Consider the following 25,946-nt stretch of genomic DNA (forward strand, 5'->3'; position numbering starts at 1 on the left):
TACTTTTTTTGCATGTCCTCAGCTCTTTTGCAGGCGGGCGCGCGCGCGGGCGCGCAGCATGATGTAGAGCATGAAGGCGATGAGGGCTGCCGCCGCCACGCCTAGCACGACCAGGGCCAGCGGGTGGCGCGAGAGCCACCACTGTACGCGGGTGACGGGGTTCAGCTGGCCGACGTAGTAGGTCTGCTCGGCCACCAGGCTGTCCACCTGCTCGCCGTGCACCACCGCCGCGCTGCCCTGGATGTGCTTGAGCAGGTCGGGTGTGAGCAGCGCCGTGATGGCTTGCTGCAGGCCCTGCGCCTGGTTGCTGGCCAGCATGACCACGCTGCGCCCGCTGCGCAGGGGGGATTCGAAGCCCGCGATGACCGCGTCGGTGCTGGCGCTGGTGAAGGTGATGGCGTTGCGTCCGGGCCGGGCGCGGTCGCGCTGGTCCGGGTCCCACCAGGTGAGCAGGCGCGAGGCGTAGTCAGACAGGCGAAAGCCCTTGGCATCGGCCGTCAGGCTGAACGGCAGGTGCTCGGCCCACTGCTGCAGCAGGGGCGAATTGGCGCCGCTGGCGATGACCAGCAGGTCCTTGTCCGCCAGCGCGTCCAGCGGGCCGCTGCCCAGTGCCACGGTGACCGCGTGCGCGGGGTAGCCGGTGACGTTGCCCAGCAGGCCCATCAGCGACAGATAGGCGCTCAGGTCGCCCGGCTCGGGCTTGGGCGGCAGCACCACGGCCGATTCCGACAGATCCGCCAGGCGGCTGAACGGAAAGCCGCTGTTGCCGAAGGCCGCCAGGTCGGGCATGGCCAGGAAGTGCGAGAAGCCCGTGATGTCGATGGTGGAGTCGGGCTCCACGGTGCCGCGCACGTTGTCCAGCAGCACGTCCTTGCAGGCGCCTTCCTTCTTGATCTCGTGGTAGTAGTGGAACTGCAGCTGGCTGCGCGCGGGCAGCTTGAACAGCGGCACGCGGAAGAAGTCCTGCGCCGGCAGCAGGTCGCCCGAGGCGAGCTGGGCTGCGGGCAGCATTCGTTCGAGCCAGCTCTGCGTCCGGCTCGGCGGGGTGTAATCGGCCGCGCGCAGCGGCAGCGCGCGCAGGAACTGCTCGTTGACGTTGATGTTCAGCGTGGACTTCTCGGCCCCGTTTTGCGGCGTGTAGCGGTACTTCAGGTGCACCGGGATGTCTTGCTTGCGCCAGGCAAACAGGTCGGGCGGCACCTGGAAGTTCACGCGGATGAGGTCGGGCGAATAGCCCGACACGCCGAGCATGTCGGCCTGCGCCAGCTCGCCGAACTTGACCGGACGGTCCTTGGACAGCCAGTTCGGCGCGTCGTAGGGCTTGCGCTCCGCGATCTGCTTGAACTCGGCAATCGTGGCCGTGGGGCCCGAGAGCGCCGGCGCGCCGACGGACAGTGCCGTGGCGGCGCGCTTGAGCTCGGCCGCGTCGCGGCCGCTGATGATGAGCAGCTTGGCGGCCGGATCGCTTGGGTGGCTGGCCATGGTGACGGAGGGGCCGCTCGTGCGCGGCAGGCTCACGCCCGGCACGGCCTCGTCACCCAGCGCCAGCACCACGGCATGGCCCTTGGGCGGCAGCTGCCCTACAGACGCGGGAAAGGTCGCGCCGCGAAAGCCCGCCAGCGCACCGAACCACGAAGAGAGGGTGCCCGCGGCCTCCAGCTGCGCGGCATCGGGCGCGCGCGTGAACACGATGGGCAGGTGCAGCGGGCGCGAGTCGCGGCGGTCGAAGAAGGGCTCGGGCAGGAAGGCGAGATCGTTGGACAGCGCCAGCGGCTCCACCGACAGCTCCAGCCGGCTGTCGTTGCCCACGTTGGCCCACAGGCTGGTGTGCGCCGGGTCTTCGCAGTCCATGGTGTAGTGGCCGATCAGCTCGACGTTCAGGCGATTGAACTCGCCGATCAGCCGCGTCGGGATGTCGATCACCTTCTGCAGCGCCTGTCCGCCCTGCTCGTTGGGCACGGGCAGGGTGGCGACGACCTGCTCGTTGACCAGCACGCGCAGGTGCGAGATGTCGGGCAGCAGCGCGGGCGAATAGGCGTAATTGAGGTACAGGCGCGCACGGGTGACCACTTCGTCGCCGCGCACGCCGAATTGCACCCCGCCCGTTCCCTGCACCCCGCGCAGCTGCAGCGGAAACAGCGCGCCCAGCTGGCGGAACGTCACCTGGTAGCTGCGCCCTGCGGCGGCCGGTGCCTCGGCCGGGGCTATGGCCGCGGACGGCTGAGCCATGGCGCCGCCAGCGCCGCCCAGCGGCGCCGACAGCAGCGCCATGGCGGCAAGGACAGGCGCCATGCGCCCGGGGTTGCGGATTGTCTCGGTCATGCTGGTCTTCGATTGCGTTACTTGGACACCACTTCGCGCCGTCCGCGCAGGATGTTCAGCGTATTGGCGGCCACCTGGCCCAGGCCGCGCAGGCCGATCACCATGACGCTCTTGAGCGAGGTTAGGGGTTTGTCGTGCTGGCGGTTGCCCCAGAAGTCGATCCAGGCGTCGGCGCGCGCGAAGGTCAGGCGCGCCAGGTCGGCCTGCTGGTGCAGGGTCAAGTCTTCGAACTGCAGGCCCACGCGGCCGTCGCCGCTGAAGGTGACCTGCGCGGGGAAGGTGCCTTCCTCGTCGGAGCGGAATAGCGAAACCTCCACGCTGCTGCCCGGCTCCAGCCGCAGGCCCGGCGGCACGCGCAGGCCCACGCCGCTCTGGGAAAAGTCATCGGTCTCGCACACCAGGGTCTTGCCGTCGGCAAAGCGCAGCGCCGCCGGCAGCGCCGCGGTCACGCGCGGGGTGCTGCGCACCTGGCGGGTCTCGCTGGCCACGGCCAGACTGGCACTGGTCAGGATGATGTTGTAAGCGGTCCAGACCATGTTGATGACCAGCGTGGTGAACACCTCGGACGAGGGGCCCACCGCCACCAGGCGCCAGAGGCCCACGGCAAAGCCCAGCAGGTTGAGGATCAGCAGGATGAGGTAGGGCCGCGCGATGGACCAGTCGAAGTAGGACTGCTCGATCACCCCGCCCTTGGCCGTCACGTTGAACTTGCCCAGCTTGGGATTGACGAAGGCCACGAGCACGGGACGCATGATGTACCAGGCCAGCACCGACTCGTAGACCTCGTTCCAAAACGAGTAGCGAAAGCGCCCCTGAATACGCGAGTTGGTGATGCTGGCGTGCATCAGATGGGGCAGGGCGTAGGCCGTGATCAGGGCCGCCGTGGCCTGGAACACGTGGGCACTGAAGAACAGGTAGGCCAGCGGCGCCGTGAGGAACACCAGCCGCGGCAGTCCGTAGAAGAAGTGCAGCATGGCGTTGAAGTAGCACAGGCGCTGGCCCAGCTTGAGGCCGGGCCCGAACAGCGGGTTGTCCACGCGGCAGATCTGCGCCATGCCGCGCGCCCAGCGGATGCGCTGGCCCACGTGGGCGGAGAGGCTCTCCGTGGCCAGGCCGGCGGCCTGGGGCAACTCCAGATAGGCCGTGTTGTAGCCGCGCCGGCTCAGCTTCAACGCGGTGTGTGCGTCCTCGGTCACGGTCTCCACGGCCACGCCGCCGATCTCCAGCAGCGGCGCGCGCTTGATCACGGCGCACGAGCCGCAGAAAAAGGCGGCGTTCCACAGGTCGTTGCCGTCCTGCACGATGCCGTAGAACAGCTCGCCCTCGTTGGGCATGGCGTGGAAGGTGTCCAGGTTCTTCTCGAACGGGTCGGGTGAGAAGAAGTGGTGCGGCGTCTGCAGCATCGCCAGCTTGCTGTCGCGTACGAACCAGCCCATGCAGATCTGCAGGAAGGAGCGCGTGGGTATGTGGTCGCAGTCGAAGATGGCGACGTATTCCGAATCCGTCACGCCCAGCGCGGCGTTGATGTTGCCGGCCTTGGCGTGGGCGTTGTCGCTACGCGTGAGGTAACCCACGCCAAGCTCCTGGCAGAAGTCGCGGAATTCATCGCGGCGGCCGTCGTCGAGCACGTACACGTGCAGCCGGTCGGCGGGCCAGTCCATCTGCATGGCCGAGAACACGGTCTGCTTGACCACCTCCAGCGGCTCGTTGTAGGTGGGGATGAACACGTCCACGCTGGGCCAGGAGTCCACCTCCGGCGGCATGGGCACCGGGCGGCGTTGCAGCGGCCAGGCGGTCTGGAAGTAGCCGATCAGCAGCACCAGGAAGGCATAGAGCTCGGCCAGCAGCAGGCCAAAGCCGAAGCAGGCGTCGAGCCAGTGGGTGAAGCCCACTGTGTCGGTCACGCGCCAGTACATGTAGCGCGTGGACGCCGTGATCGACAGCACGATCATGGCCAGCGTGCTCAGGCGCCCCGGCGTGCGCGACAGCAGCAGCGCCGCGGCGAAGCTGCCGGCGGAGAAGACCAGCTGCCCCGTGAGGTCCAGCGGCACGCTCACCACAATGGCGAACAGCAGCGCCGAGCTCAGCACCACGGCCAGCCGCACCAGGCGGTGGTGCCACAGGGGCTGGTCGGCGATGCGCCGCACGCGCATGCGCCAGCGCGCCTGGAAGCTGTGCGGATTGCGGTCCGCAATGACGTCGGCAACGGTCTTGTGGTCGGTCGCCATGTCTATGCCTCCAGGCCGAGCGGCAGGGCGCCCATGCGCGCGGCCAGCGCGGCAGCGCATGCCAGGATGTCGTGGCTGGCCTGGCTGTGCGGCGCGTGGTCGAGCACGCTCAGGCCCATCGCCAGCGCTTCGGGCACGCCCTCGTCGGCATGGATGGCGCCTGCAAAGCGGGGGGCCACGGCGTCGCGCAGAACGCGCAGGATGTCCTGCGAGAGCTGGCGCGCGGAATTCACCTGGTTGAGCAGATAAAGCGTGTCCGCGAAGTCGGCGCGCGGCGCGCAGTGCGTCTGCACCAGCCGTTGCATGAGCGGCAGGGTGGCGTAGGAGGCCGCGTCCGCGAGCATCACCACCAGCACCCAGTGGGCGATGCTCAATGCCTGGCGGCCATACATCGACGGCCCAGGGGGGGTGTCCAGAAGCACCAGGGCGTTGTCCGGCAGCTGTAGCGCCTGCAGGTGCTCGATGAGCCAGCGCGGGCGGGCTGCGATCTGCGCCTCGAGCGCCGCCAGGTCGTGCTCGGTGAGGGCGCCGAAGGGCAGCACGTACACGCCTGGCTCGCGCTCAAAGCAGGCGCCGCGCCAGTCCTGGCCTGCAAGGCTTGCGCGTGACAGCCCGCGCAGCTCCTGCGGGCCCAGGCCCAGGTGCAGGGCCAGGGCGTTCTGCGGGTCCAGGTCCACGGCGAGCACGGTGCGGCCGGTCTTGCGCGCCAGGGCCACCGCCAGGTTCTCGGTCACGGTGGTCTTGCCGACGCCGCCCTTGGCCGATGCGATGGTCAAAATCTTCATGGACGGTTTCTCATGCGCAGCAGTCGGGCGAAGGTTTGCTGCAGGCCTACCGGCTCGGGCTCGGGCTCGGGCTCGGCGGGCGGGCGCGCGAGGCGCGACAGCGGCGAGGGGCTATGGAGGGTGCCGCTGGCCGGGGAGGGCGCGGCGACGGCGGCAGGCTGTGCAGGTGCCGATGAAAGCACCGGCGCCAGGGCTGCGGGCGCGGCGGACGGCATGGGAGCGGCCACAGGCACCGCGGGTGCCGCACCCCAGGCCGCTGCCGGCATGGATACAGGGCTGGCCGCGACAGGCGGCGTCGCAGGCACCACACCAGGCAAGGGGTCGGTAGGCTCCACGGGCCCGCCTTGCGGCGGGACCACGGGCTCCGGCGCTGGCATCAGGCCGGCGCGCCAAGCATGGCCCGGCTGGGTGGCGGACTCCTGCGGGTGCACCGGAGGCACGCCGGCCGACAGATCGCCCAGGGCCGCGATCAAAGGCCAGCGCTCGCGTGCCTGGTGGGCATCGCGCGCACGGGTGATTTCGCGGTAGGTCTCCGGCTGGCCGCCAAACTCCTGATATAGGTGCGCAATGTCGTCGGGCTGCTGCATGCGATGTTCTTTCCTTGCGGTCACGCAGCGGCAGCCAGGTGCAGGCGAGCCGATCCCAGCGCATCCGCCGCTGTGGTGACTTCCACCCGCAGACCGGATCCGCCCGCTGCATCGAACCATTGCTGGTACACCCCTTTCAGGAACCCCGTGGCCCAGGCCGCATGCGTGTCGCCAAACGCGGCCACCAGCGGGGAAAAATGGTGGACCACTTCCATGCCCGCGGGGTTCTGTCCCAGTTCGGCTCTGCCCCAGTCGAGCGGATCCCAGATGCCGTTCATTGCGTCCTGAAGTCCCCGCACGGTGTCGCTGTTGGGCAGCGGGTGCGCCACGGCGAAACGGGTGCCGATGCGTGCCATGAGGGTGGCCAATTCCTCGGGGGGCAGGGCCGAGACAAACTCTTGCGCCAGCGCTGCGAGGAAGCCACGCCACTGGCGGGAGCATTGAAGGCGGTGGATATGGGCAGGTTCCATGAGGCTGGCCTGCTCACCCGCGAAGGGAGACGGAGGATTCATGACGGGCGCGTGCGGCTAAAGAGATGCGTCCTATGGATGGAGCACCTGTGTTTCTAATTACTTTAAGTTAAACAACTAAGTAACAAAATAGTTTTTTTCTATTCAGACCCAAACTGTCTTGGTTTTTTGCCGCACAGACCCAAAAACACAACAGGCGCCCGAAGGCGCCTGTTGTCTGCTCAGCTTGTGGTGAAAGCCGCGTTCAGTGGACCACCATCAGCGAGAACGGCCAGACATACGCCTGCAGCGTGACGTACAGACCCACCAGGCAGGCCAGTGCGATGGAGTGGAAGAACACGTAGCGCAGGATGTCGCCCTCGTGGTTGAACCAACGCGTGGCGGTGGAGGCCACCACGATGGACTGCGCATCGATCATCTTGCCCATCACGCCGCCCGAGCTGTTGGCCGCGCCCATCAGGTTGGGCGACAGATGCAGTTGCTCGGCCGCCACCTTCTGCATGCCACCGAACAGCACGTTCGAAGCCGTGTCCGAGCCCGTCAGTGCCACGCCCAGCCAGCCCATCAGGGTACCGAAAAATGGGTAGAGCACGCCGGTATTGGCGAAGGCCAGGCCCAGTGTGGTGTCGGTGCCGGAATAGCGCGTCAGCGTGCCCAGTGCCAGCATCAGCACGATGGTCAGCAGCGAATACTTCACCAGCCACACCGTGCGGAAGAAGGTGCGCACGATGGCAACGGGGTTGTACTTCATGACCAGCGCGCTGACGATGGCCGACAGCAGGATGCCCGTGCCGGTGGCCGACAGCAGGTTCAGCGTGTAGACCGCGCCTTCCTTGGTGGGCTGGGTGACCACGGGCGGCACCTTCTCGATCATGTTGTGCAGGCCTTCCATGGGGAAGGCGGGTGCGAAGATGCCGTTCAGCCAGGCCTTGACCGAGGGCAGGCCCCAGATGAAGACGAACACCGACAGGATGACCCAGGGCGTCCAGGCGGCCACCAGGGCCTGCGTGCTGTGGTGCGTGACGGGCTTGGCCGGCTTGGCCTCGGCGGCGCTCACGTCGTGGCCGCGCAGCGAGGCCGAGGTCCAGACGGTCTTGGGCTTCCAGACGCGCAGGAAGGCCACCAGGCAGGCCATGGAGATGATGGCGGCGATGATGTCCACCAGCTCCGGGCCGATGAAGTTGGACACCAAGTACTGCGGGATGGCGAACGACACGCCCGTCACCAGGATGGCGGGCCAGATTTCCATCATGCCCTTGCGGCCGGCGAAGGCCCAGATCAGCCAGAAGGGCACCAGCAGCGAGAAAAACGGCAGCTGGCGGCCGATCATGGCCGTCACTTCCATCAGGTCGTAGCCGTGCACCTTGGCCAGCGTGATCACCGGGGTGCCCAGGGCGCCGAAGGCCACGGGCGCCGTGTTGGCGATCAGCGACAGGCCCGAGGCGGCCAGCGGCGAAAAGCCCAGGCCGATCAGGATGGCGGCCGTCACGGCTACCGGCGTGCCAAAGCCGGCCGCGCCTTCAAAGAACGCGCCGAAGCAAAACGCGATCAAGAGCAGCTGGATGCGCCGGTCCTCGGTGATGCCCGACAGCGAATCCTGCAGCACGGCGAAGCTGCCGTTTTGCTCGGTGAGCTGGTGCAAAAAGATGATGTTCAGCACGATCCAGCCGATGGGCAGCAGGCCGGTGAAGCCGCCGAACAACGCCGCTCGGCCGGCCATGTCGGCCGGCATGCCGTAGGCAAAGATGGCCACCAGGAGGGCTGCGATGAGGCCCATGCCGGCGGCGATGTGCGCCTTGATGTGGAAGAAGCCCAGCGCTGCGAGCATGACCACCACTGGCACGGCAGCCAGAGCGGTGGAGATGACCATATTGCCGAACGGGTCGTAGATTTGCTGCCAGGCCATAGACCTTGTCCCCTGTCGTTGTGCGGATGAAGCGGAACCAAAAAAAGCGCGCAACGCACCGCCGGCATGGCCGGCCGCCCGTCTGCGCGCGGGTTGAGACTCTAGGGAGCTGGCGGTGGCGCAGCGTGAAAATTGCTGCGTCCACCGCTGAAGCATTTTCATGCCCGCCGGGGCGCAGCGCACGTTGCGGTTTTTACTACCCCAGGCGCCTCTGGCCCGAGGGTGGCGGGGTTCAGCCCGGCGGATCGGTCGCGGCGATCACGCCGCCGCCCAGGCACACCGGGCCGTCATACAGCACGGCCGACTGGCCCGGCGTGACGGCCCACTGCGCCTGCGCAAAGTGCAGCGCAAAGCCCTGCGCGTCCGCCTGCTGCACGCTGCAGGCGGCGTCGGCCTGGCGGTAGCGCGTCTTGGCCGCGCAGGCGCCGGCCGGGGGCGGGTGGCCGGCAATCCAGCTGGCGTCCTGGGCCAGCAGGCGGTGCGACAGCAGCCACGGGTGGTCGTGGCCCTGCACCACGCGCAGAGTGTTGGTGTCCAGCTCCTTGCGGGCGACGAACCAGGGTGCGTGCTCGCCGCCGCCGCGCTGCGCGCCTTTTTCCTTCACCCCGCCGATCCCCAGGCCCTGGCGCTGGCCCAGGGTGTAGAAGGACAGGCCCACGTGGCGGCCCAGCTTGCGGCCCCGGTCGTCCAGGATGGGACCGGGCGCATGGCTGATGTAGCGGTTCAGGAATTCGCGGAACGGCCGCTCGCCGATGAAGCAGATGCCGGTGGAGTCCTTCTTTTTCGCGTTGGGCAGGCCGATTTCCTCGGCGATGCGGCGCACCTCGCTCTTGTGCAGCTCGCCCACGGGGAACAGCGTGCGTGCCAGCTGGGCCTGGTTCAGCCGGTGCAAAAAATAGCTCTGGTCTTTGGACGGGTCCAGCCCCTTGAGCAGCTCGTGCAGGCCGGTGGAGGGATTCAGGCGCACGCGGGCGTAGTGGCCGGTGGCGATCTTCTCGGCCCCTAGACGCATTGCGTGGTCCAGGAAGGCCTTGAACTTGATCTCGGCGTTGCACAGCACGTCCGGGTTGGGCGTGCGCCCGGCCTGGTATTCGCGCAGGAACTCCGCAAACACCCGGTCCTTGTACTCGGCGGCGAAGTTCACGTGCTCGATCTCGATGCCCAGCACGTCGGCCACGCTGGCGGCGTCCAGGAAGTCCTGACGCGACGAGCAGTATTCGCTGTCGTCGTCATCCTCCCAGTTCTTCATGAAGATGGCGACCACCTCGTGGCCCTGGGCTTTCAGCAGATGGGCCGTGACGGCCGAATCCACCCCGCCCGACAGGCCCACCACCACACGCTGCTTGCTGCTCGACATAGGGGCGGGATTATCCCGCCGCCCCTAAACCCGCGTGCGCGCCCGGTCAGGAGGCGTGCGCGGCCACGTCGCCCACCTGCAGCACGGAGGGGTCGGTGTGCACCAGCGACAGCGGGTGGCGCTGGCCGTCCAGGTAGTCCTGCAGCGTGCGCAGCACCAGCGGGCTCCTGTGGCGCTCGGGGCAGGCGCGGATCTCGTCGGCCGTCATCCACACCGTGCGCACGATGCCCTCGTCCAGCGCGCGCCAGGCATGGTGTGCACCCAGGCGGCCGGCGAAGGCGAAGCGCATGTAGGTCAGGTCGTCGCCGGTGCGCGTCTTGACGAAGCGGTTGAGGTACACGCCGATCAGCGCCTCGGGCACGAAGTCGTGCGCCGTCTCCTCCAGCACCTCGCGCGCGCAGGCCTCCTGGGGCGACTCGCCCGGGTCCAGGTGGCCGGCCGGGTTGTTCAGCTTCAGTCCGTCGGTCGTGTTCTCCTCGACCAGCAGGAAGCGGCCGCCCTGCTCGATGACGGCGGCCACGGTGACGTTGGGTTTCCAGCGGTGGGGCATGATGGGCCGATTATCGCCAGCCGGTGTGCTGCCTGCGCTGCGTCAAGCCCGGACGGGGGGACCTCTGGATAATGTCGCTCCCATGCTGGAGCGCATCCGCCACCACCGACGCCTGGGCACCGTGGTGCTCATGCTGGTGGCGCTCGCCTGGCTGGTGGCGCTGCTGGCCGGCGCGCAGGTGCGTCAGGCGCTTTCTGCGTCGCACATCGACCCCCTGCACGAGGTGTGCTCGGCCGCGCCGCAGCACGGCGGCCTGGCGGGCGCACCGCAGCCCGCCCCCGGCGCACACGACAACCACCACGCCGATCCGCAATGCCTGCTGTGCCTGGCCCTGGGCACGCCGCCGGCCCTGGTGCTGGCGGCCTTGCGCCCGCCGGCGCCGCAGACCCTCCGGGTGCCCACCGGCCGCATGGCGAAGACGCCGGCCTGGCGCGCCCAGGCGCCCCTGCCCGCGCGCGGGCCCCCGCCTGCCTTCCACGCCTGACCGACGCGGCCGCGCCGGGCCTGCCCCGGCCGCGCCGCCTGCCTTCTTTTGTGCCCGTGTCCCGCCAGCCCGCGCTTTTGGCCTGGCGGCGCGGGCGTGGTTGCCGCATCCCTTTTCCTGCCATGACTGCACACCTTATCCCCGCGCCTGCTCTGCACGGCGCTGTCCTGCCGACCCGCCCGGTCAGCGCCCCTCTTCTTTACGCCCCCACCGCCTGCGCTCTGGCCTGCGCGCTGCTGGCGGCCGGCCCCGCGCGGGCGGACGATGTCGACCCGGCCGACGCCGCGGGTGCGCTGCGCCCCGTGGTCGTTACCGCCGTGCACGAGCATTCGCCCGCGCAGATCGTGGCCGACCCCAAGCAGCCGCGCCAACCCATGCCGGCCAGCGACGCGGCCGACTACCTCAAGACCATCCCGGGCTTCAGCGCCATCCGCAGCGGCGGCTCCAACAGCGACCCGGTGCTGCGCGGCCAGTTCGGCTCGCGCCTGCCGCTGCTGACCGACGGCGCGCAGCTGTTGGGCGCGTGCCCGGCGCGCATGGACTCGCCCAGCTCCTACATCTCGCCGGAAACCTTCGATGCGCTGATCGTGACCAAGGGCCCGCAGACCGTGCTGTGGGGCCCGGGCGCGTCGGCCGGCGTAGTGCGCTTCGAGCGCGAGCGCCCCGACTTCACCGAGCCGGGCGTGCGCTTTGCCGCCAGCGCCCTGGCCGCCAGCGCCGGGCGCAACGACCAGACGGCCGACTTCACCGCCGGCAACGCCCAGGTCTACGTGCGCGCGACGGCCAACCGCTCGCACGGGCACGACTACCGGGACGGCGATGGCCGGCAGGTGCCCTCGGCCTGGGACAAGTGGAACACCGACGTGGCCCTGGGCTGGACGCCCGGTGCCGATACGCTGCTGGAGCTGAGCGCCGGCGCCGGCGACGGCGAGGCGCGCTACGGCGGGCGCGGCATGGACGGCACCCAGTTCCGCCGCGACACCTGGGGCCTGCGCCTGGAGCAGCGCAACCTGGCGCCCTGGCTGTCCAAGCTGGAGGCGCAGGTGCAGCGCAACCGGGCCGACCACGTCATGGACAACTTCACGCTGCGCCGCTTTAGCCCCGGCGGCGGCATGTACATGCCCATGGCCAGCAACGTGCTGCGCGAGACCACCAGCGCCCGCGTGGCCGCCACGCTGCAGTGGCAGCCCGACTGGCAGGTCGTCCTCGGCCTGGATGCGTTGCACAGCCCGCACGCCCAGCGCAGCGGCACGCCCACCCGGCCTTACCGCGACCAGCCTTGGCGGCGCGACGCGCGCTTCGAGAACCTGGGCGTGTTCGCCGAAGGCACCTGGCAGGCGCGCCCGGACACGCGCTGGGTCGGCGGCCTGCGCCTGGACCGCGCCCAGGCCTGGCGCTATCCCGCCCCGGAAGGCGGCATGGGCGGTGGAATGGGTGGCATGGGCGGCATGGGCAGCGCCGCCATGTCCGCGCCCGCCGATGACCACCGCCTGCACCGCGCCCTGCCCAGCGGTTTCGTGCGCTGGGAGCGCACGCTGGACGCGGGCGCCTCGGTGCACGCTGGCCTGGGCCACGTGCAGCGCTTTCCCGACTACTGGGAGCTCATTTCCCCGGGCAACAGCGCCGCCGGTAGCGGCAACGCCTTTGCCACGCTGCGCCCGGAAAAGACCACGCAGCTGGACGTGGGCGCGCGCTGGCAGGACGCGCAGTGGCAGCTCTGGAGCTCGGCCTACGCCGGCGTGGTGCGCGACTACATCCTGTTCGACTACGACGCCATGCGCTCGGCGGTGCGCAACGTCCGCGCACGCGTGGCCGGCGTGGAGCTGGGCGCCAGCCGCCGCCTGGGGCCCCAGTGGACGGCGCAGGGCACGCTGGCCTACGCCTGGGGCCGCAACGCCAGCGACGGCCGCCCGCTGCCGCAGATGCCGCCGCTGGAGGCGCGCCTGGGCCTGGAGTGGGCGCAGGGCGCCTGGAGCGCCGGCGGCCTGTGGCGCCTGGTGGCCGCGCAGCGGCGCATCGCGCCGGGCCAGGGCAACGTGGTCGGCCGCGACCTGGGCGCCAGCGGCGGCTTTGGCGTGCTGTCGCTGCACGCCGGCTGGCGGGCCAACGGCCAGCTGCAGCTGGCGGCCGGCGTGGACAACCTGCTGGACAAGACCTATGCCGAGCACCTGAACCTGGCGGGCAACGCCGGCTTCGGCTACCCCGGCGGCACGCGCCTGAACGAGCCCGGCCGCACCCTGTGGCTGCGGGCGGACGTGCGGTTCTGACACCGCCAGTGCGCCAGCGCTATCACAATGATAGCTGCTGGCGCATGTCACGCCTGGGTTGCAGGCAAAAAATAACCTGAAATCGGCTGCTGATCAGCGCTGCCAGCTATGAAATGCAGAGCGTTCGGGCCAGGTAGGACGCTCCGGCGCCATAGCTGGCCAGGTGCGCGCGCTGGGCCGCGGCGGGCACGGGGTGGGCGGCATAGCCGTGGCGCGCCCAGTAGCCCTGCGAGCCCTGCACCGACACCAGCGCCGTGTGCCGCAGCCCTTCGGCGCGCGCTTGTGCCAGCGCCTGCGCCAGCAGCCCGCCCGACAGCCCCTGCCCGGCGCACTGGGGCAGCACGGCCATGTCGTGCAGGTACAGCGTGTCCGGCGCGGCGTGCGGCTGGAAGTCGCCGTGCAGCGGCGTGACGTGCCCCAGTCGCGAGGCATAGGCCACCAGATAGGCGGCCACGCGGCCGCCGCGCTCCAGCACCAGCGAGCGGTGGGCCGGGCTGGCCAGTCGGCGCGCAAACACCTCGGCACCCTCGACGAAGGCAGCGCCGTAGCAGGCCTGCTGCACCGCCAGCAGCCCGGGCAGGTCGCGCGCCTGCAGTGGGCGCGGGGCGCCGGCCGTCACCGCGGCAGTCCGGGCCGCGGCAGGTAATCGTCCAGCGACTGGCCGCGCTCGGCCAGCAGCGCCTGCAGCACCGGCGCCAGCTGGCCGAGGCTCTCGTGCACGGCCTCGCGCACGGTGTCCACGACCACCTGGGTGCTGCGCTCGATCTCGATGTTCAGGCTGTCGCCCGCGCGCTTGCCCTCGAACACCGTGGCGCGGCGCGTCTCGGGGATCAGCCAGACCTCGAACCAGCCGGCGGCGCGGTCCACCTCGGCCACCGTCAGGCTGGCGCCGTGGATGGCGATGTAGCCCTTGGCGAAGATGTAGCGGCGGTGCGACTCGGGCACGGCCACGCGCCAGACCAGGTTGTTGTCGAACTCGCGCACGCTGTCCAGCCGCGCGGTGAAGTCGATGTGGCCCGACAGCGGATGCCCGCCGATCTCCGCGCCCTCCTTGGCCGCGCGCTCGACGTTCACCCGGTCGCCCTGAGCGTACTGGCCCAGCGTGGTGATGTTCAGGCTTTGCTGCATTACGTCGAAGCGCGCCTGCGTGGGCGAGACCAGCTCGGTCACCGTCAGGCACACGCCATCGACCGACACGCTGGCGCCTATGGCCAAATCCTGGCAGAAGCCTTCGGGGAATTCGAGGGTGAAGGTGCGCAGGCCGGCGCGGTCGTGGATGGCGGCGATGCCCGCCGTGGCCTGGACGATGCCTGTGAACATGCTGGATGCAGGGCCGTGGATGCAGGGCCGGCGATTGTGCCACCCGGGTGCCGGCGCAGGGGCCACGGGGGACAATGCCGCGCTCCGCCTGCCCCGCGCCCGCTCCGATGACCGCCCCCGATCCGTCCGAACCCTCTGCCGCCGGCGCCCTGGCGCGCCTGCAGGCCGCCCACCCCGACGCGCAGCGTTTGAACGCCGCGCAGCAAAAGTTCAACCGCCTGCTGGAGCGGGTGAACGGCCTGGAGCGTCTGTTGGAAGGCCTGCAGCAGCAGGCCGACCAGCTGCGCGCCCCGCACCTGCAGCGCATGGACGCGCTGCAGCGGCGCGTGGCACAGGCGCAGCAGGCGATGGCGTTCCTCCTGCACGAGCGCCTGCAGCAGGACCAGGACGGCCTAGCGCCGGCCCTGCAGCGCACGGCGCGCGAGTGCCTGCGCGGCCTGCTGCGCGCGGCCCCGGCGCCGGCGGACCCGGCCCGGGCCGCGCATTGGCAGCAGCTGCAGCGCCAGCACCTGCCGCCGCAGCCCGAGCCGGGGCTGGAGCGTGGCGAGATCGAGGCACTGCTGCAGCACGTCGAAGAGCTGACCGGCCAGCGGCCCGAGCTGCCCGACCTGGCCGGCATCCGCACGGCCGAGCAGCTGCTGGCCGCCCTGTTGCGCCAGGACCAGCAGCGGCGCCAGGCCGCCGCCGAGCGCCGGGCCGAGCGCCGCGCGCGGCGCAAGCTCACGCCGCGCCAGGCGCAGGAGCAGGCCCAGGCGCAGGACGCGCGCGCCGCGCAGCGCACCATCTACCGGCAGCTTGCCAGCGCCCTGCACCCCGACCGCGAGGGCGACCCGGCCCAGCGCGAGCGCAAGCAGGCGCTGATGAGCCAGGCCAACACTGCCCACGAGCGCGGCGACCTGCTGGCCCTGCTGCGCCTGCAGCTGGCCGCCGAGCAGGTGGATGGCGCCGCCATCGCCCGCCTGGGCGACGAGCGCCTGGCCTCCTTGTCGCTGCTGCTGCAGCGCCAGGTGGGCATGCTGGACAAGGCGCTGGCCCAGGCCGAGGCGCGCCTGGCGCACGAGCTGGGCGTGCAAGTGTCCGCGCGCCAGGCGCCCGAGGTGTTGGCCGCGCAGCTGCAGACGCGCCAGCAGCAGCTGCAGGATGCGGCCGAGACGCTGGAGCGCGACCTGCAGCGCGTGCAGGACGAGGCCGGGCTCAGGCGTTGGCTGCGCGGGCAGGCGCAGGCGCACAAGGGGCCGCCGGGCGTCGTGGGAAGGCCCGCCGGGCTGTTCGAATGATTGTGGGTCAAACCGGGCGTCGGACCTTGCTGGACAAGCGCGGACCGCTATCAAATTAGATGAATCGGGTGGCTTGCTGCGCGGCTCAGGCTGACGGCAGGCACAGCCGCAGCCGCGCCCCGCCCAGCGGCGAGGCCTGCGCCTGCACGCTGCCGCCATAGGTCTGCGCCAGCGCGCGCACGATGTCCAGCCCCAGGCCCGAGCCGGGGCGCTGCTCGTCCAGCTGCACGCCGCGCTCGAACATGCGGTCGCGCAGCGCTTCGGGAATACCGGGGCCGTCGTCGTCCACGGTGAAGCACAGCAGATCGCCCTCGCGCCGCACATCCACCACCACGCGCGTGCGCGCCCACTTGCCGGCGTTGTCGATCAGGTTGCCCAGCAGTTCGTACAGATCCTGCTCCTCGCCGCGAAAGGCGCCGTCCTGCGCCTGCGGTGCCAGCTCGAAGGCGAGCTGCCGGTCGGCATGCAGGCGCTGCATGGTGCGCAGCAGGGCCTGCAGCGGCGCCAGCACCGGCGTGCGCAGCCCGGTGGCGCGCACGGCGGCGGCGGCACGGGCGCGGGCGAGGTGGTAGTCCACCTGGCGGCGCGCGCTGGCCACCTGCTCGGTCACCAGCTGCGCCAGCGGCGTGCTCTCTTGTGCCGCGGCATTCGCCAGGATGGACAGCGGCGTGTGCACCGCATGCGCCAGGTTGCCCGCCTGGGTGCGCGCGCGCTGCACCATGTCGGCGTTCTCGGCCAGCACATGGTTGAACTCATTGACCAGCGGCTGCAGCTCCTGCGGGAAGCACCCCTCCAGCCGCGCGGCGCGCCCGCCGCGCACGGTGGCCAGCTGCTCGCGCAGCAGTTGCAGCGGGCGCAGTGCCAGCTGCAACTGCACCGCCACGGCGATGGCCAGGCCCAGCGCCAGCAGGCCCAGTGCGATCAGCAGCAGGTGGGTGAAACGCTGCAGCGGCTCGGCCAGCAGGGCCGTGTCGCCCGCCACGACCAGGCGCAGCGGCGGGGCGTCGTCCTCGGGCAGTTGCAGAGTGCGCGCCACGGACAGCAGCGCATGGCCCTGCGCATCGTGCAGCTGCAGCACGCGGTAGCCGCGCGCGGGGTAGTCGCCCGGCACGGGCGGCAGCGCCAGCACCTGGTCCCACAGCGAGCGCGAGCGCGCCACCGCGGCCTGCGGCGCCGCGCCCACCTGGTCCACCTGCCAATACAGGCCCGACAGCGGCTGCGCCAGGCGTGGGTCGGTGGCCATGGGCGCCACGCTGGCGCCGCCCTGGGGCGACCAGTCCACGGCGGCGCTGAGCTGGTCCAGCTGCACCACCAGCTGCGCCTGCAGCTGCTGGGTGATGTGGTCCTGGAACAGCGCCCGCAGCGCCCAGCCGGCCAGCGCGATGCTGAGCAGCATCCAGGCCAGCGTGCCGGCCAGCAGGCGCAGGCGCAGCGAGGGCGCGCGCGCCGCGCTCATGGGGCGGCCTCCGTGCTGCGCACTGCGGCGCGAGCTGGCTGGAGGCGGCCCGGCGCGGCGCTCATGCCGGTGGGGTGCCGGGCTCGGCCAGCCGGTAGCCCAGGCCGCGCACGGTTTCGATGCAGCCGCCCGGCAGCTTCTTGCGCAGGCGGCCCACGAAGACCTCGATGGTGTTGGAGTCGCGCTCGCTGTCGTGCGGGTACAGACGCTCGGCCAGCTCGGTGCGCGACAGCACTTCGCCCTTGCGCTGCATCAGCAGCGACAGCAGCTTGAACTCGTGGCTGGTCAGCGCCAGCGCCTGGCCGTCGACCAGCACCCGCGCCTGGCGCGAGTCCAGCCAGATCGGGCCGCACTGCCACTGCGCGCTGGCGTGCCCGCCCACGCGGCGCAGCAGGGCGCGCAGGCGCGCCAGCAGTTCCTCCATGTGAAACGGCTTGGCCAGGTAGTCGTCGGCGCCCGCATCCATGCCGGCCACCTTGTCCTGCCAACCGCCGCGCGCCGTGAGGATGAGCACCGGCATGTCGCGTCCAGCGGCGCGCCAGCGGCGTAGCACCGACAGGCCGTCCAGCTGGGGCAGGCCCAGGTCCAGCACCACGGCGTCGAAGCTCTCCACGTCGCCCAGATAGTGGCCCTGCACTCCGTCGCCGGCGGATTCCACCGTATGGCCGGCGCCGGCGATGGCCTGCACCAGCTGGGCGCACAGGGTGGGCTCGTCCTCCACGACCAGGATGCGCATCAATGCTCTCCCTTGCGCTTGATCTTGAGCACGCGGCCGTCGACCGCGTCCACCTTCAGCTTGGCCATGCGTCCGTCGTTCTGCAGCAGGCGGATTTCGTAGAGGTAGCGGCCGTCCTCGCGCTCGAACTCGATCTTGAGCACCTGGCCCTGGTATTCGCGCTCCACCTTGTCCAGCACCTGGCGCAGCGGCAGCACCTGGCCCTGCTGCAGGGCCTGGCGGGCCAGCTCGTGGTCGCTCTCGCTGGCCGGCGCAGGGCCCGTGCCCAGCACGCCCAGGGCCAGGGCGAGTGGAGCGAGAAGAAGGCGGCGGACGGTCATAGGTCGGGTTTTATACGCGCTGCCCTATGAACCGGCGATGAACGCCGCCTTCAGCAAGGGTTCACGGCGGGTTTTTGAGAATTTCCCGCAGGCAGGGCGCCGTGCCAGGCCATTCAACCAGGAGTCACCACCATGCAATCCACCCTTCACCGCTTTCTCGTCGCCACTGTCGCCAGCACCGTCCTGGCTGGGGGCGCCGTCCAGGCCCAGGTCCCCGCCACCGCTCCCGCCGCGGTGCAGGCGCCGGCCGCCGCTCCCCTGACCGTGCGCGACATCTACGACCGCATGGAGGCCGCCGGCTACCGCGACATCCGCGAGATCGAGTGGGACCACGGCCGCTACGAGGTCAAGGCCGGCAACGCCCAGGGCGAGCGCGTGAAGCTGTACGTGAACGCCACCACCGGCGCCGTGGAAAGCAGCCGCGTGCGCGGCCGCCGCAACTGACCGCCTGATCACCCACAAAAAAGAAGGAGGACACCATGCGCATCAAGGCCGTTCTCGGCATCTGGCTGCTGGCCATCACCCTGGCCTGGCTGGCCGTGGCAGCGGTCGGTCCAGGCCTGCAGCCGCTGGTCGACGCCGAGGGTGCAGCCCCGGGCTGGTGGCAGCTGCGCCGCCACGCCCTGTACCTCAGCGGGCTGTGGAGCATCGGCCTGATGTCGCTGGCCCTGCTGCTGGCGCTGCGCCTGCCCTGGCTGGAACGCCCGCTGGGCGGCATGGACCAGGTCTACCGTCTGCACAAGTGGGCGGGCGTGGGCGCCGCCCTCACGGCCGTGGCGCACTGGGGCGCCAAGGAGTCCAGCGGCTGGATCAGCGCCCTGTGGGGCCGCGCCGGCCGCCCGGCGCGCGACGCCGTACTGCCCTGGTTCGCCGAGCTGCGCGGTCCTGCCAAGGACGTGGGCGAATGGGCGTTCTACCTGCTGCTGGCCCTGGTGGCCCTCACGCTGCTGACCCGGCTGCTGGCCTACCAGCCCTGGCGCCTGCTGCACCGGGTCATGCCGCTGCTGTTCCTGGCGCTGGCGCTGCACACGGTGGCGCTGATGCCGCTGGCGTTCTGGGCGCTGCCGCTGGGCCTTCTCACGGGCGCGCTGTTGGCGTTGGGCAGCCTGGCGGCGCTGTGGTCGCTGGCGGGCCGGGTCGGCCGGGCGCGCAGCCACGCGGGGCGCATCCATGCGGTGCGCGTGCTGGGCGACGGTGGCCCGCTGGCCCCCGTCGAGGTGGTTTGTGCGCTACCGGCCAGCTGGCCCGGACACCGCGCGGGGCAGTTCGCCTTCGTGCGCTTTGACCGCGCCGAGGGGCAACACCCCTTCACCATCGCCAGCGCCCCCGGCAGCCTGGGCATGAGCGATGCCGGCGAGCCGCTGCTGCGCCTGATCATCAAACCGCTGGGCGACTACACCCGCACCCTGGGCCGTCGGCTGCGCCCAGGCCAGCCCGTGGACATCGAAGGCCCCTACGGCCGCTTCGATGGCCGTGGCCGCCAGCGGCGCCAGCAGGTGTGGGTGGCCGGCGGCGTGGGCATCACGCCCTTCCTGGCGCTGCTGGAGGCGCGCCAGGGCGGCTCCGCGCCCACCCGGGCTGCTTTGCAGCCGGTGCACATGCACTACTGCACCCGCGACGCGGCGGCCGACCCGCTGCTGCCGCGCCTGCGCGAGCTGTGCGCCGAGGCCCGGCCGACTGTCACCCTCACAGTGCACGGCGAGGCCCAGGGCCAGCGCCTGCGACCGCAGGACCTGGAGGCCATCCCCGGCCCGCTGGACATCTGGTTCTGCGGCCCCCAAGGCCTGGGCGACGCGCTGCGCGCCCATGCCGACGGCCCACACCCCTGGCGCCTGCACCGCGAGTCCTTCGCCATGCGCTGACGCCAGGCCCGCCCCCGGCCCGGCTCACGGCGCCGGGGCCACCAGTCAATCCGCGAGTTCCATAGCATGGCCGCGCCTCAACCGTGGTCGATCCAAAGTAATGTCGGCGCCATCTGAGTCTTCGAGCGCAGAAAGGAAAATTCCTGAGCAACCCATAGCTGTGTAGGGCGTAAGACTGATGTAATATTTTGTTTCTAAATTGATATTTTTGAAAATTAAGGAAACAAAATGCGCTTGGTCATCGGCTTGATTGCTTCCGCCGCCCTGCTTGCTGCTTGCGGAGGCGGCAGCGGTTCTGACAACAATACCGATGGGAACGGCTCCGGCCCCGGTACGGGCACGGAACAAACCCCGAATCCGAATCCGAATCCGAATCCGAACCCGGGCCAGGGTACACAGGCCAGCTTGACCCAGGCCAACTATGTGGCGGTCGCGCAGGAAGCCTTGAGCGCCAATGCGTATCTGCTGAACTCGGTCGATTTCGTTATGGGTGCCCAGGTCAGCGACTCCCAGGCGTTGCTGCGCGTGGGCGAAGACCAACTGGCCAAAGCGCGCGGCTGGTTTGCCAGGGCGCCTGTGGCGACTGCAGCCGTGCATACCGAGTCCGAGCGTTGCGAGAATGGCGGCACGCTCACCCTGTCCATCAACGATCGCAACAATAATCTGGAACTCGACGGCGGTGATTCGGTGTCGATCATGGCCAACAACTGCCGTGAAGGCGGCGATCTGCTCAACGGCAGGCTCAGCATCACCTTCCATCAAGTCACGGGCGATCCTGACGGTTTCCCGTTCACGTTGTCGGCCACGCTCGAGTACGGCAACCTGTCGGTGCAGTCCGCAGCGTCGCAGATCACCGGCAATGGCTCCGTCAGCCTGACATATGACGCGAAGTCGCGCAGCCAGCAGGCGCGTTCGCTGACTACGCCGCAGTTCTCTGCTTCCGCGACCCACGGTGGGCAGTCGACCTCGCAGACGTTGAAAAACTACGAAGCTGCCCTGAAGGTTACCCCCAATGGCACGCTGAGTGACTGGGCTTCGTCCGCCAACGGCGTACTGTTCAGCTCCTCGCTGCAGTCGAAATCGATTGCCATCGAGACGCGCCAGCCATTCGTCACCCTCAGCTCGCAGCGCTACCCAGGCAAGGGCGAGGCCACCATAACCGGTGCGGCTGGCGCCAAGGTGCGCGTCACGGCAGTGGATGCGGCCTCTGTGCGCATTGAACTGGATGCCGACGGTAATGGCATCTATGAGACGAGCGTTACCAAGCCCTGGGGCGAGCTGCTTTGATAGCCGGGCGGCTATGCCTTGCCGCACTTGCGGCAATGGCCTGTGCCGCCGCGTTTGCCACCCCCTGTGACACGCCGACGCTCGGTGCTGTCGCAGGTGTGCAGCGCAGCCACTGGCAGGAGTTCGCCGATGGCCGCTCGCTGCTGCGTGAGCGCGGCACGTTGCGCACGGTCGGGCTGACCCTCACCGCGCGCTGTGCGGGCATTGACTGGCGGGCCGAGTGGAGTGCAGGCCAGGGCAGTCGGGCCTACGACGGCATCACTAACACCCAGGCGCCTCTGCAGACCACCAGCCACCTGCACACGCAGCAAGCTACCTTGCAAGGGTGGCTACCGGTGCACGAGGGCTGGGCGCTGGGGGCGCAGTTGGCGCATCGCACCATTGCCCGAGACATTGACAGTGTCGGCGTGGTGCGCGGCTACTCTGAACGTTACCGTTACGCGCAAATGGCGGCAGGGGTGCGCTACAGCGTCGCACTGGCCGCGCGTTGGCAACTATCGGCCACGGCCTGGCTGGGAGGCGGCCCGCAGGGCCGGGTGCGGGTGCAACTGCCGGGGTTCGACACGGCCCGGCTGCCGCTCGGCAATCACCGCATGGCGGCGTTGTCACTGGAACTGGTCGGCGGGGCAGCGCCCGACGAGCGCGGCTGGTCTGCGAAGGCTGCGTTGTCGGTGCAGCACGAGCGCACCGCAGCAGGATCGGTTCGAACGCTCACACGCAGCGGTGTGCCTGCCGGCGCCGCGATGCAGCCGCGTTTTGAACAGAATCACTGGGGCGCTCAGCTGCAGGCTGTCAAGCGGTTTTAGAAGAATAAGGAGCGGCCCCCATGCCGACGTGTCGGGGCTGCGGCGGCGCGGCGCGCTCCGTCAGGCCACCTTTGAGCCGCCCAACGCCGGCGAAGGCGCTATAAAACGCCGTGACACTGTGCAGCCGGACCGGTTGGTATGGACGAACAACAGGCGCCGCAGGCCCCTGGGCGGAGCAGCGCTATTAAGCGCTGCACCAAGTGCGCGGTCGCGGTCCCCCGGCCCGGCTCACGGCGCCGGGGGCCGCTGGCGGGCCGACGCGTGAGCCACCAGGCAGTCCACGAAGTCCATCAGCGTGGCCGAGGCGTGTTCGCGTTTCCATACCACCGTGATCGGCCCGAAGCGGATGCCGGCGTCGATGCTGATCTTTTGCAGCAGGCCCAGCGATGCCATGTAGTCGGCCATGGACTCGGAGCACACGCCCACGTAGTCGCCCTTGTGCAGCAGCGCCTGCATCATGGCCAGCGACGCCGTCTCGGCCTTCGGCACCAGCCACGACGCCTCCTGCGCGATCAGGAAGGCGTCCATCTGGATGCGCGTGAGCGTGCCGCCGGGCGGCATGACCCAGTTCTCGTGCAGCAGGTCGGCAAAGCCCAAGCCGGCGCTGCGGCCCCAGTGGCGGCTGCCCTGGCCGATGACGATGGCCACGCGGTCCTCGAACAGCACGCGGTGCTCCAGCCCGGGGCGGTGGGCGCGTGCGTCCAGTACGCCGATGACGGCGTCCAGCGCGCGTGTCTCCAGGCCGCCCAGCAGGTTGTCGAAGGGCCCGTCGTGGATGGACACGAGCACATCCGCGTGGTCCTGCTGGAAGGCGCTCACCGCCTCGGGCAGGCCGCCGGCGATGCCGGCCCAGACGCTGCCCACGTTCAGCCGCGGCACGCGGCCCTCGGCCACGGCGTGCATCTCGCGGCCGGTGCGGGCGATGTCGCCCAGCACGCCGACGGCCAGGCGCTTGAGCAGGTGCCCGGCCGGCGTCAGCTGCACCCGGCGCCCGCGCACCACCAGCGGCGTGCCCACCACGGCCTCCATCTCGGCCAGCCAGTGCGACATGGCCGACTGCGTCATGTGCAGCCGCGCCGCGGCCTCCGTCAGCGTGCCGGCTTCCTCCAGCACCAGGAAGGATTCCAGGTGCCGCACCTTCAAGCGGCGCGCCCAGGAGGTGGCCTGCGAGCGGTCGATCATGAGTAAACCTTCATGCATCCATTGTGCCTTTTCACTAGGCGGACGGCGCGGGTCGTCATGACAATGTGCTCATCCTTTAATTTCCACCATCCGTAGAGGGAACGCCCGTGACCCAAGCCCCGAACCTCGTCTCCAAGCTCCTGCTGGGCGCCGCCGCCGCGGCCACCCTGGCGAGCGCCGCGCACGCGCAGGGCGCCTACCCCAGCCGGCCCGTCAAGCTCGTCGTCTCGCAGGCGCCGGGCGGCAGCTCCGACACCATCGCCCGCCTGTGGGCCGAGCATGCCGGCAAGGCCATCGGCGGCACCATCGTGGTGGAAAACAAGCCCGGCGGCGGCGGCATCATCGCCGCGCAGAACGCGCTGAACCAGCCGGCCGACGGCTACACCCTGCTGTACGGCAGCGTGTCGTTGATGGTGCTCAACCAGTTCACCTACAAGCCCCTGCCCTACAACCCGGAGAAGGACTTCACCGGCGTGGCCATGCTGACCACCGTGCCCTTCGTGCTGACGGCCAACCCGGCCACGGGCATCACGTCGCTCAAAGAGCTGATGGCCAAGGCCAAGGCCGAACCGGGCAAGCTGAACTTCGCCTCCGCCGGCCTGGGCAACTCCACCCACCTGGCGGTGGAGCTGGTGTCCGAGGCCCTGGGCGTCCGCATGACGCACATCCCCTACAAGGGCGAGGCCGACGGCATCCTGGCCACCATCGGCGGGCAGACCGAGGTCATGGCCCCGGTGTACGGCACGGCCCTGCCGCACATCAAGAACGGCAAGCTCAACCCGCTGGCCGTGCTCTCGCCCCAGCGCGTGCCCGAGCTGCCCGAGGTGCCCACCGCCAGCGAGCTGGGCGTGAAAGACTTCGACAACATGGGCTGGAGCGGCATCGTGGCGCGCGCCGGCACGCCCGCCGACATCATCGAAAAGCTCAACAAGGCCACAGAGGCCTTCCACAGCAGCCCCGACGTGCAGGCCAAGCTCAAGACCATGGGCGTGATGCCCGTCTCCGGCCCGGCCTCGCTGGTCATGGAGACCGCCGCGCGCGACACCAAGGCCTGGGGCCCGGCGCTGCAAAAGCTGGACCTGAGCAGCAAGTAAGGACCCGCCCATGACGCAACAAGCCATGGTGGTCTGCCCGCAGCCGGAAGCGGCCGAGTCGGGCATCGACATCCTGCGCGCGGGCGGCAACGCGGTGGACGCCGCCGTGGCCACGGCGCTGGCCCAGACGGTGGTCGATCCGCTGATGTGCGGGATCGCCGGCTTCGGCACGGCCGCGGTGTACAAGCCGGGCGAGCGGGTGCACGAGTACTTCGACTTCCACTCGCCCGCGCCGCTGGCCGCGCGCGAGGACATGTGGCAGGACCTGCTGGAGGGCGAGACCCCCGACGGCTTCGGCTTCATCCTCAAGGGCCGGGTCAACGACATCGGCCCGCAGTCCATCGGCACGCCCGCCACGCTCAAGGGCCTGGAGGCCCTGCACCGCGCGCACGGCCGCCTGCCGTGGAAGCAGGTGGTCGAGCCCGCCATCCGCTGGGCCGAGGACGGCTTCTTCGTGCGCCCCGGCATGCACGCCTTCTGGATCGACGAGCCCACCATGGGCCGCGTGGGCAACCTGGAGCGCCTGCAGTACTGCGAGGACAGCCGCCAGCTGTACTGCCGCCCCGACGGTCGGCCCAAGCCCATCGGCGCGCCGCTGCGCAACGACGGCATGGCCCGCGTGCTGCGCCAGATCGCCGAGGAAGGCTCCGAGCCCTTCTACCGGGGCGACCTGGCACGGCAAATGGTGGCGCACCTGCAGTCGCTGGGCGCCCTGATCACGCTGGAGGACCTGGCGCAGTACGAAGTCACGCGCAACGCGCCGCTGGTGGGCAGCTACCGGGGCCGCACCGTGGCCACCAACCAGCCCCCCGGCGGTGGCGCCATGCTGCTGCAGATGCTGAACATCCTGGAGCCGTTCGACCTGGGTGCCCTGGAGCACAACGGCCCCGAGTACATCCGCCTGGTCTGCGAGGCCATGAAGAAGGCCACCGCGGACAAGGACCGCTTCATTGGCGACCCCAAGTTCTTCGACGTGCCGCTGCAGCAGCTGCTGAGCAAGGACCTGGCGCGCGAGGCGGCGGCGCAGATCCGCGCCGGCCAGCGTTTCAGCGTGGAGCGGGTGAACCCGGGCGCCCCCGTGCCGCGCGACACCACCCACCTGAGCGTGGTGGATGGCGACGGCAACGCCGTCTCCATGACCCACTCGCTGGCCATGCCGTCGGGCATCGTCACGCCGGGCATGGGCTTCTTCTACAACGGCTGCATGGGCGTGTTCGACCCGCGTCCGGGCCGCGCCGGCAGCATCCGGCCGGGCAAGAGCCGCTTCACCTCGTCCTGCCCGACCATGACGTTCACACAAGACGGCCAGCTGGACGTGGTGCTGGGCGCGCCCGGCGGCACGCAGATCGCCATGGGCGTGCTACAGGTGCTGCTGAACGTGATCGACCACGGCATGGAGATGCAGGCCGCCGTCAGCGCGCCGCGCTTTTCCTCCACCAGCAACGCCATCGACGTGTGCAATCGCATCCCGCGCCACACCACGCGGCAGCTGGAGGCGGATGGCTATACGGTGCGCCGCAACCCCTACAACTACACCATCGGCTGGGTGCACGCCGTGCAGGTGTGCGCGGACGGGCTGCACGGCGGCGCCGACCCGGGGCGCGACGGCGTGGCCTACCAGTTGCGCCTGCCGTAACAGGGAAGGGGGCG

23 protein-coding genes are annotated in these 25,946 nt (G+C 70.2%); 9 read left to right on the plus strand and 14 right to left on the minus strand.

Annotated elements, in window-relative coordinates:
* Nucleotides 1-18 precede the first annotated feature (18 nt).
* From bcsB to RT282_RS01615, 8 genes are all read right to left on the minus strand, one after another.
* Nucleotides 19-2,322, minus strand: coding sequence for a cellulose biosynthesis cyclic di-GMP-binding regulatory protein BcsB (gene bcsB, locus RT282_RS01580; RefSeq protein ID WP_313311379.1), 2,304 nt, complete (start codon nucleotides 2,320-2,322; stop codon nucleotides 19-21).
* A 17-nt stretch (nucleotides 2,323-2,339) separates the two neighbouring features.
* Nucleotides 2,340-4,550 carry a UDP-forming cellulose synthase catalytic subunit gene (gene bcsA, locus RT282_RS01585; protein ID WP_313079054.1) on the minus strand — a complete coding sequence of 737 codons (2,211 nt, stop codon included), beginning with the start codon at nucleotides 4,548-4,550 and terminating at the stop codon, nucleotides 2,340-2,342.
* Nucleotides 4,551-4,552: 2 nt separating this feature from the next.
* On the minus strand, nucleotides 4,553-5,335 hold the full coding sequence (gene bcsQ, locus RT282_RS01590) for a cellulose biosynthesis protein BcsQ (RefSeq protein WP_313311382.1): 783 nt from the start codon (nucleotides 5,333-5,335) through the stop codon (nucleotides 4,553-4,555).
* Nucleotides 5,332-5,922 carry a cellulose biosynthesis protein BcsP gene (gene bcsP, locus RT282_RS01595; protein WP_313311383.1) on the minus strand — a complete coding sequence of 197 codons (591 nt, stop codon included), beginning with the start codon at nucleotides 5,920-5,922 and terminating at the stop codon, nucleotides 5,332-5,334. The genes bcsQ and bcsP overlap by 4 nt, the downstream gene beginning before the upstream one ends.
* 20 nt (nucleotides 5,923-5,942) lie before the next feature.
* Nucleotides 5,943-6,392, minus strand: a complete 450-nt coding sequence (gene bcsD / locus RT282_RS01600; RefSeq protein WP_313311384.1) for a cellulose biosynthesis protein BcsD — start codon at nucleotides 6,390-6,392, stop codon at nucleotides 5,943-5,945.
* 244 nt (nucleotides 6,393-6,636) lie between these two features.
* Complete coding sequence (locus tag RT282_RS01605; RefSeq protein WP_312758647.1) at nucleotides 6,637-8,298, minus strand: L-lactate permease; 1,662 nt, start codon at nucleotides 8,296-8,298, stop codon at nucleotides 6,637-6,639.
* A gap of 232 nt (nucleotides 8,299-8,530) precedes the next feature.
* Nucleotides 8,531-9,655: a tRNA 2-thiouridine(34) synthase MnmA gene (mnmA, locus tag RT282_RS01610; protein ID WP_313311386.1), complete on the minus strand. Its 1,125-nt coding sequence runs from the start codon at nucleotides 9,653-9,655 to the stop codon at nucleotides 8,531-8,533.
* Nucleotides 9,656-9,701: 46 nt separating this feature from the next.
* Entirely contained in the window at nucleotides 9,702-10,205 is a 504-nt protein-coding gene (locus RT282_RS01615) for an NUDIX hydrolase (protein ID WP_313311387.1), read from the minus strand.
* An 82-nt stretch (nucleotides 10,206-10,287) separates the two neighbouring features.
* On the opposite strand from RT282_RS01615, the gene RT282_RS01620 reads away from it, so the two are divergent.
* Both RT282_RS01620 and RT282_RS01625 read left to right on the plus strand, forming a co-directional pair.
* Nucleotides 10,288-10,689: a DUF2946 family protein gene (locus RT282_RS01620; RefSeq protein ID WP_313311389.1), complete on the plus strand. Its 402-nt coding sequence runs from the start codon at nucleotides 10,288-10,290 to the stop codon at nucleotides 10,687-10,689.
* 122 nt (nucleotides 10,690-10,811) lie between these two features.
* Nucleotides 10,812-12,956, plus strand: a complete 2,145-nt coding sequence (locus RT282_RS01625) for a TonB-dependent copper receptor (protein ID WP_313311391.1) — start codon at nucleotides 10,812-10,814, stop codon at nucleotides 12,954-12,956.
* Nucleotides 12,957-13,062: 106 nt separating this feature from the next.
* On the opposite strand, the gene RT282_RS01630 is transcribed toward RT282_RS01625, so the two are convergent.
* Both RT282_RS01630 and RT282_RS01635 read right to left on the minus strand, forming a co-directional pair.
* The gene (locus tag RT282_RS01630) at nucleotides 13,063-13,575 is read right to left on the minus strand and encodes a GNAT family N-acetyltransferase (RefSeq protein WP_313311393.1); all 513 of its coding nucleotides are present in this window, start codon (nucleotides 13,573-13,575) and stop codon (nucleotides 13,063-13,065) included.
* Nucleotides 13,572-14,276: a riboflavin synthase subunit alpha gene (locus tag RT282_RS01635; protein ID WP_313311394.1), complete on the minus strand. Its 705-nt coding sequence runs from the start codon at nucleotides 14,274-14,276 to the stop codon at nucleotides 13,572-13,574. The genes RT282_RS01630 and RT282_RS01635 overlap by 4 nt, the downstream gene beginning before the upstream one ends.
* Nucleotides 14,277-14,383: 107 nt before the next feature.
* Between RT282_RS01635 and RT282_RS01640 the strand changes: the two genes are divergently transcribed.
* Nucleotides 14,384-15,553 carry a hypothetical protein gene (locus tag RT282_RS01640; protein WP_313311396.1) on the plus strand — a complete coding sequence of 390 codons (1,170 nt, stop codon included), beginning with the start codon at nucleotides 14,384-14,386 and terminating at the stop codon, nucleotides 15,551-15,553.
* Between the two features lie 85 nt (nucleotides 15,554-15,638).
* Here RT282_RS01640 and RT282_RS01645 read toward each other — a convergent pair whose 3' ends face one another.
* The 3 genes from RT282_RS01645 to RT282_RS01655 form a co-directional block, all read right to left on the minus strand.
* On the minus strand, nucleotides 15,639-17,009 hold the full coding sequence (locus RT282_RS01645) for a sensor histidine kinase (protein WP_313311398.1): 1,371 nt from the start codon (nucleotides 17,007-17,009) through the stop codon (nucleotides 15,639-15,641).
* A gap of 61 nt (nucleotides 17,010-17,070) precedes the next feature.
* Complete coding sequence (locus tag RT282_RS01650; RefSeq protein WP_313311399.1) at nucleotides 17,071-17,745, minus strand: response regulator transcription factor; 675 nt, start codon at nucleotides 17,743-17,745, stop codon at nucleotides 17,071-17,073.
* The gene (locus RT282_RS01655; protein ID WP_313311401.1) at nucleotides 17,745-18,065 is read right to left on the minus strand and encodes a PepSY domain-containing protein; all 321 of its coding nucleotides are present in this window, start codon (nucleotides 18,063-18,065) and stop codon (nucleotides 17,745-17,747) included. Before RT282_RS01655 ends, RT282_RS01650 begins: the two co-directional genes overlap by 1 nt.
* A 132-nt stretch (nucleotides 18,066-18,197) precedes the next feature.
* On the opposite strand from RT282_RS01655, the gene RT282_RS01660 reads away from it, so the two are divergent.
* The 4 genes from RT282_RS01660 to RT282_RS01675 all read left to right on the plus strand — a co-directional run bounded on the left by RT282_RS01660 (nucleotide 18,198) and on the right by RT282_RS01675 (nucleotide 22,020).
* Entirely contained in the window at nucleotides 18,198-18,509 is a 312-nt protein-coding gene (locus RT282_RS01660) for a PepSY domain-containing protein (RefSeq protein ID WP_313311403.1), read from the plus strand.
* A gap of 35 nt (nucleotides 18,510-18,544) precedes the next feature.
* Nucleotides 18,545-19,927, plus strand: a complete 1,383-nt coding sequence (locus RT282_RS01665) for a ferric reductase-like transmembrane domain-containing protein (RefSeq protein ID WP_313311405.1) — start codon at nucleotides 18,545-18,547, stop codon at nucleotides 19,925-19,927.
* Nucleotides 19,928-20,155: 228 nt separating this feature from the next.
* Nucleotides 20,156-21,214, plus strand: a complete 1,059-nt coding sequence (locus RT282_RS01670; protein WP_313311407.1) for a hypothetical protein — start codon at nucleotides 20,156-20,158, stop codon at nucleotides 21,212-21,214.
* A 35-nt stretch (nucleotides 21,215-21,249) separates the two neighbouring features.
* Nucleotides 21,250-22,020: a hypothetical protein gene (locus RT282_RS01675; protein ID WP_313311410.1), complete on the plus strand. Its 771-nt coding sequence runs from the start codon at nucleotides 21,250-21,252 to the stop codon at nucleotides 22,018-22,020.
* Nucleotides 22,021-22,248: 228 nt separating this feature from the next.
* On the opposite strand, the gene RT282_RS01680 is transcribed toward RT282_RS01675, so the two are convergent.
* The gene (locus tag RT282_RS01680; RefSeq protein ID WP_313311411.1) at nucleotides 22,249-23,202 is read right to left on the minus strand and encodes a LysR family transcriptional regulator; all 954 of its coding nucleotides are present in this window, start codon (nucleotides 23,200-23,202) and stop codon (nucleotides 22,249-22,251) included.
* Between the two features lie 107 nt (nucleotides 23,203-23,309).
* Here RT282_RS01680 and RT282_RS01685 point away from each other — a divergent pair, with 107 nt between their 5' ends.
* Both RT282_RS01685 and ggt read left to right on the plus strand, forming a co-directional pair.
* Nucleotides 23,310-24,296: a tripartite tricarboxylate transporter substrate binding protein gene (locus RT282_RS01685; RefSeq protein WP_313311412.1), complete on the plus strand. Its 987-nt coding sequence runs from the start codon at nucleotides 23,310-23,312 to the stop codon at nucleotides 24,294-24,296.
* 10 nt (nucleotides 24,297-24,306) lie between these two features.
* Nucleotides 24,307-25,932 carry a gamma-glutamyltransferase gene (gene ggt, locus RT282_RS01690; RefSeq protein WP_313311414.1) on the plus strand — a complete coding sequence of 542 codons (1,626 nt, stop codon included), beginning with the start codon at nucleotides 24,307-24,309 and terminating at the stop codon, nucleotides 25,930-25,932.
* The last annotated feature ends 14 nt before the right edge of the window (nucleotides 25,933-25,946 follow it).

The organism is Pulveribacter sp. (assembly GCF_032079985.1).
GTDB lineage: Bacteria > Pseudomonadota > Gammaproteobacteria > Burkholderiales > Burkholderiaceae_C > Melaminivora.

Coding starts and splice junctions, on each gene's coding strand:
- bcsB (WP_313311379.1), bottom strand. CDS start 2,322: ATGACCGAGACAATCCGCAACCCCGGGCGCATGGCGCCTGTCCTTGCC.
- bcsA (WP_313079054.1), bottom strand. CDS start 4,550: ATGGCGACCGACCACAAGACCGTTGCCGACGTCATTGCGGACCGCAAT.
- bcsQ (WP_313311382.1), bottom strand. CDS start 5,335: ATGAAGATTTTGACCATCGCATCGGCCAAGGGCGGCGTCGGCAAGACC.
- bcsP (WP_313311383.1), bottom strand. CDS start 5,922: ATGCAGCAGCCCGACGACATTGCGCACCTATATCAGGAGTTTGGCGGC.
- bcsD (WP_313311384.1), bottom strand. CDS start 6,392: ATGGAACCTGCCCATATCCACCGCCTTCAATGCTCCCGCCAGTGGCGT.
- RT282_RS01605 (WP_312758647.1), bottom strand. CDS start 8,298: ATGGCCTGGCAGCAAATCTACGACCCGTTCGGCAATATGGTCATCTCC.
- mnmA (WP_313311386.1), bottom strand. CDS start 9,655: ATGTCGAGCAGCAAGCAGCGTGTGGTGGTGGGCCTGTCGGGCGGGGTG.
- RT282_RS01615 (WP_313311387.1), bottom strand. CDS start 10,205: ATGCCCCACCGCTGGAAACCCAACGTCACCGTGGCCGCCGTCATCGAG.
- RT282_RS01620 (WP_313311389.1), top strand. CDS start 10,288: ATGCTGGAGCGCATCCGCCACCACCGACGCCTGGGCACCGTGGTGCTC.
- RT282_RS01625 (WP_313311391.1), top strand. CDS start 10,812: ATGACTGCACACCTTATCCCCGCGCCTGCTCTGCACGGCGCTGTCCTG.
- RT282_RS01635 (WP_313311394.1), bottom strand. CDS start 14,276: ATGTTCACAGGCATCGTCCAGGCCACGGCGGGCATCGCCGCCATCCAC.
- RT282_RS01640 (WP_313311396.1), top strand. CDS start 14,384: ATGACCGCCCCCGATCCGTCCGAACCCTCTGCCGCCGGCGCCCTGGCG.
- RT282_RS01645 (WP_313311398.1), bottom strand. CDS start 17,009: ATGAGCGCGGCGCGCGCGCCCTCGCTGCGCCTGCGCCTGCTGGCCGGC.
- RT282_RS01650 (WP_313311399.1), bottom strand. CDS start 17,745: ATGCGCATCCTGGTCGTGGAGGACGAGCCCACCCTGTGCGCCCAGCTG.
- RT282_RS01655 (WP_313311401.1), bottom strand. CDS start 18,065: ATGACCGTCCGCCGCCTTCTTCTCGCTCCACTCGCCCTGGCCCTGGGC.
- RT282_RS01660 (WP_313311403.1), top strand. CDS start 18,198: ATGCAATCCACCCTTCACCGCTTTCTCGTCGCCACTGTCGCCAGCACC.
- RT282_RS01665 (WP_313311405.1), top strand. CDS start 18,545: ATGCGCATCAAGGCCGTTCTCGGCATCTGGCTGCTGGCCATCACCCTG.
- RT282_RS01670 (WP_313311407.1), top strand. CDS start 20,156: ATGCGCTTGGTCATCGGCTTGATTGCTTCCGCCGCCCTGCTTGCTGCT.
- RT282_RS01675 (WP_313311410.1), top strand. CDS start 21,250: ATGGCCTGTGCCGCCGCGTTTGCCACCCCCTGTGACACGCCGACGCTC.
- RT282_RS01680 (WP_313311411.1), bottom strand. CDS start 23,202: ATGATCGACCGCTCGCAGGCCACCTCCTGGGCGCGCCGCTTGAAGGTG.
- ggt (WP_313311414.1), top strand. CDS start 24,307: ATGACGCAACAAGCCATGGTGGTCTGCCCGCAGCCGGAAGCGGCCGAG.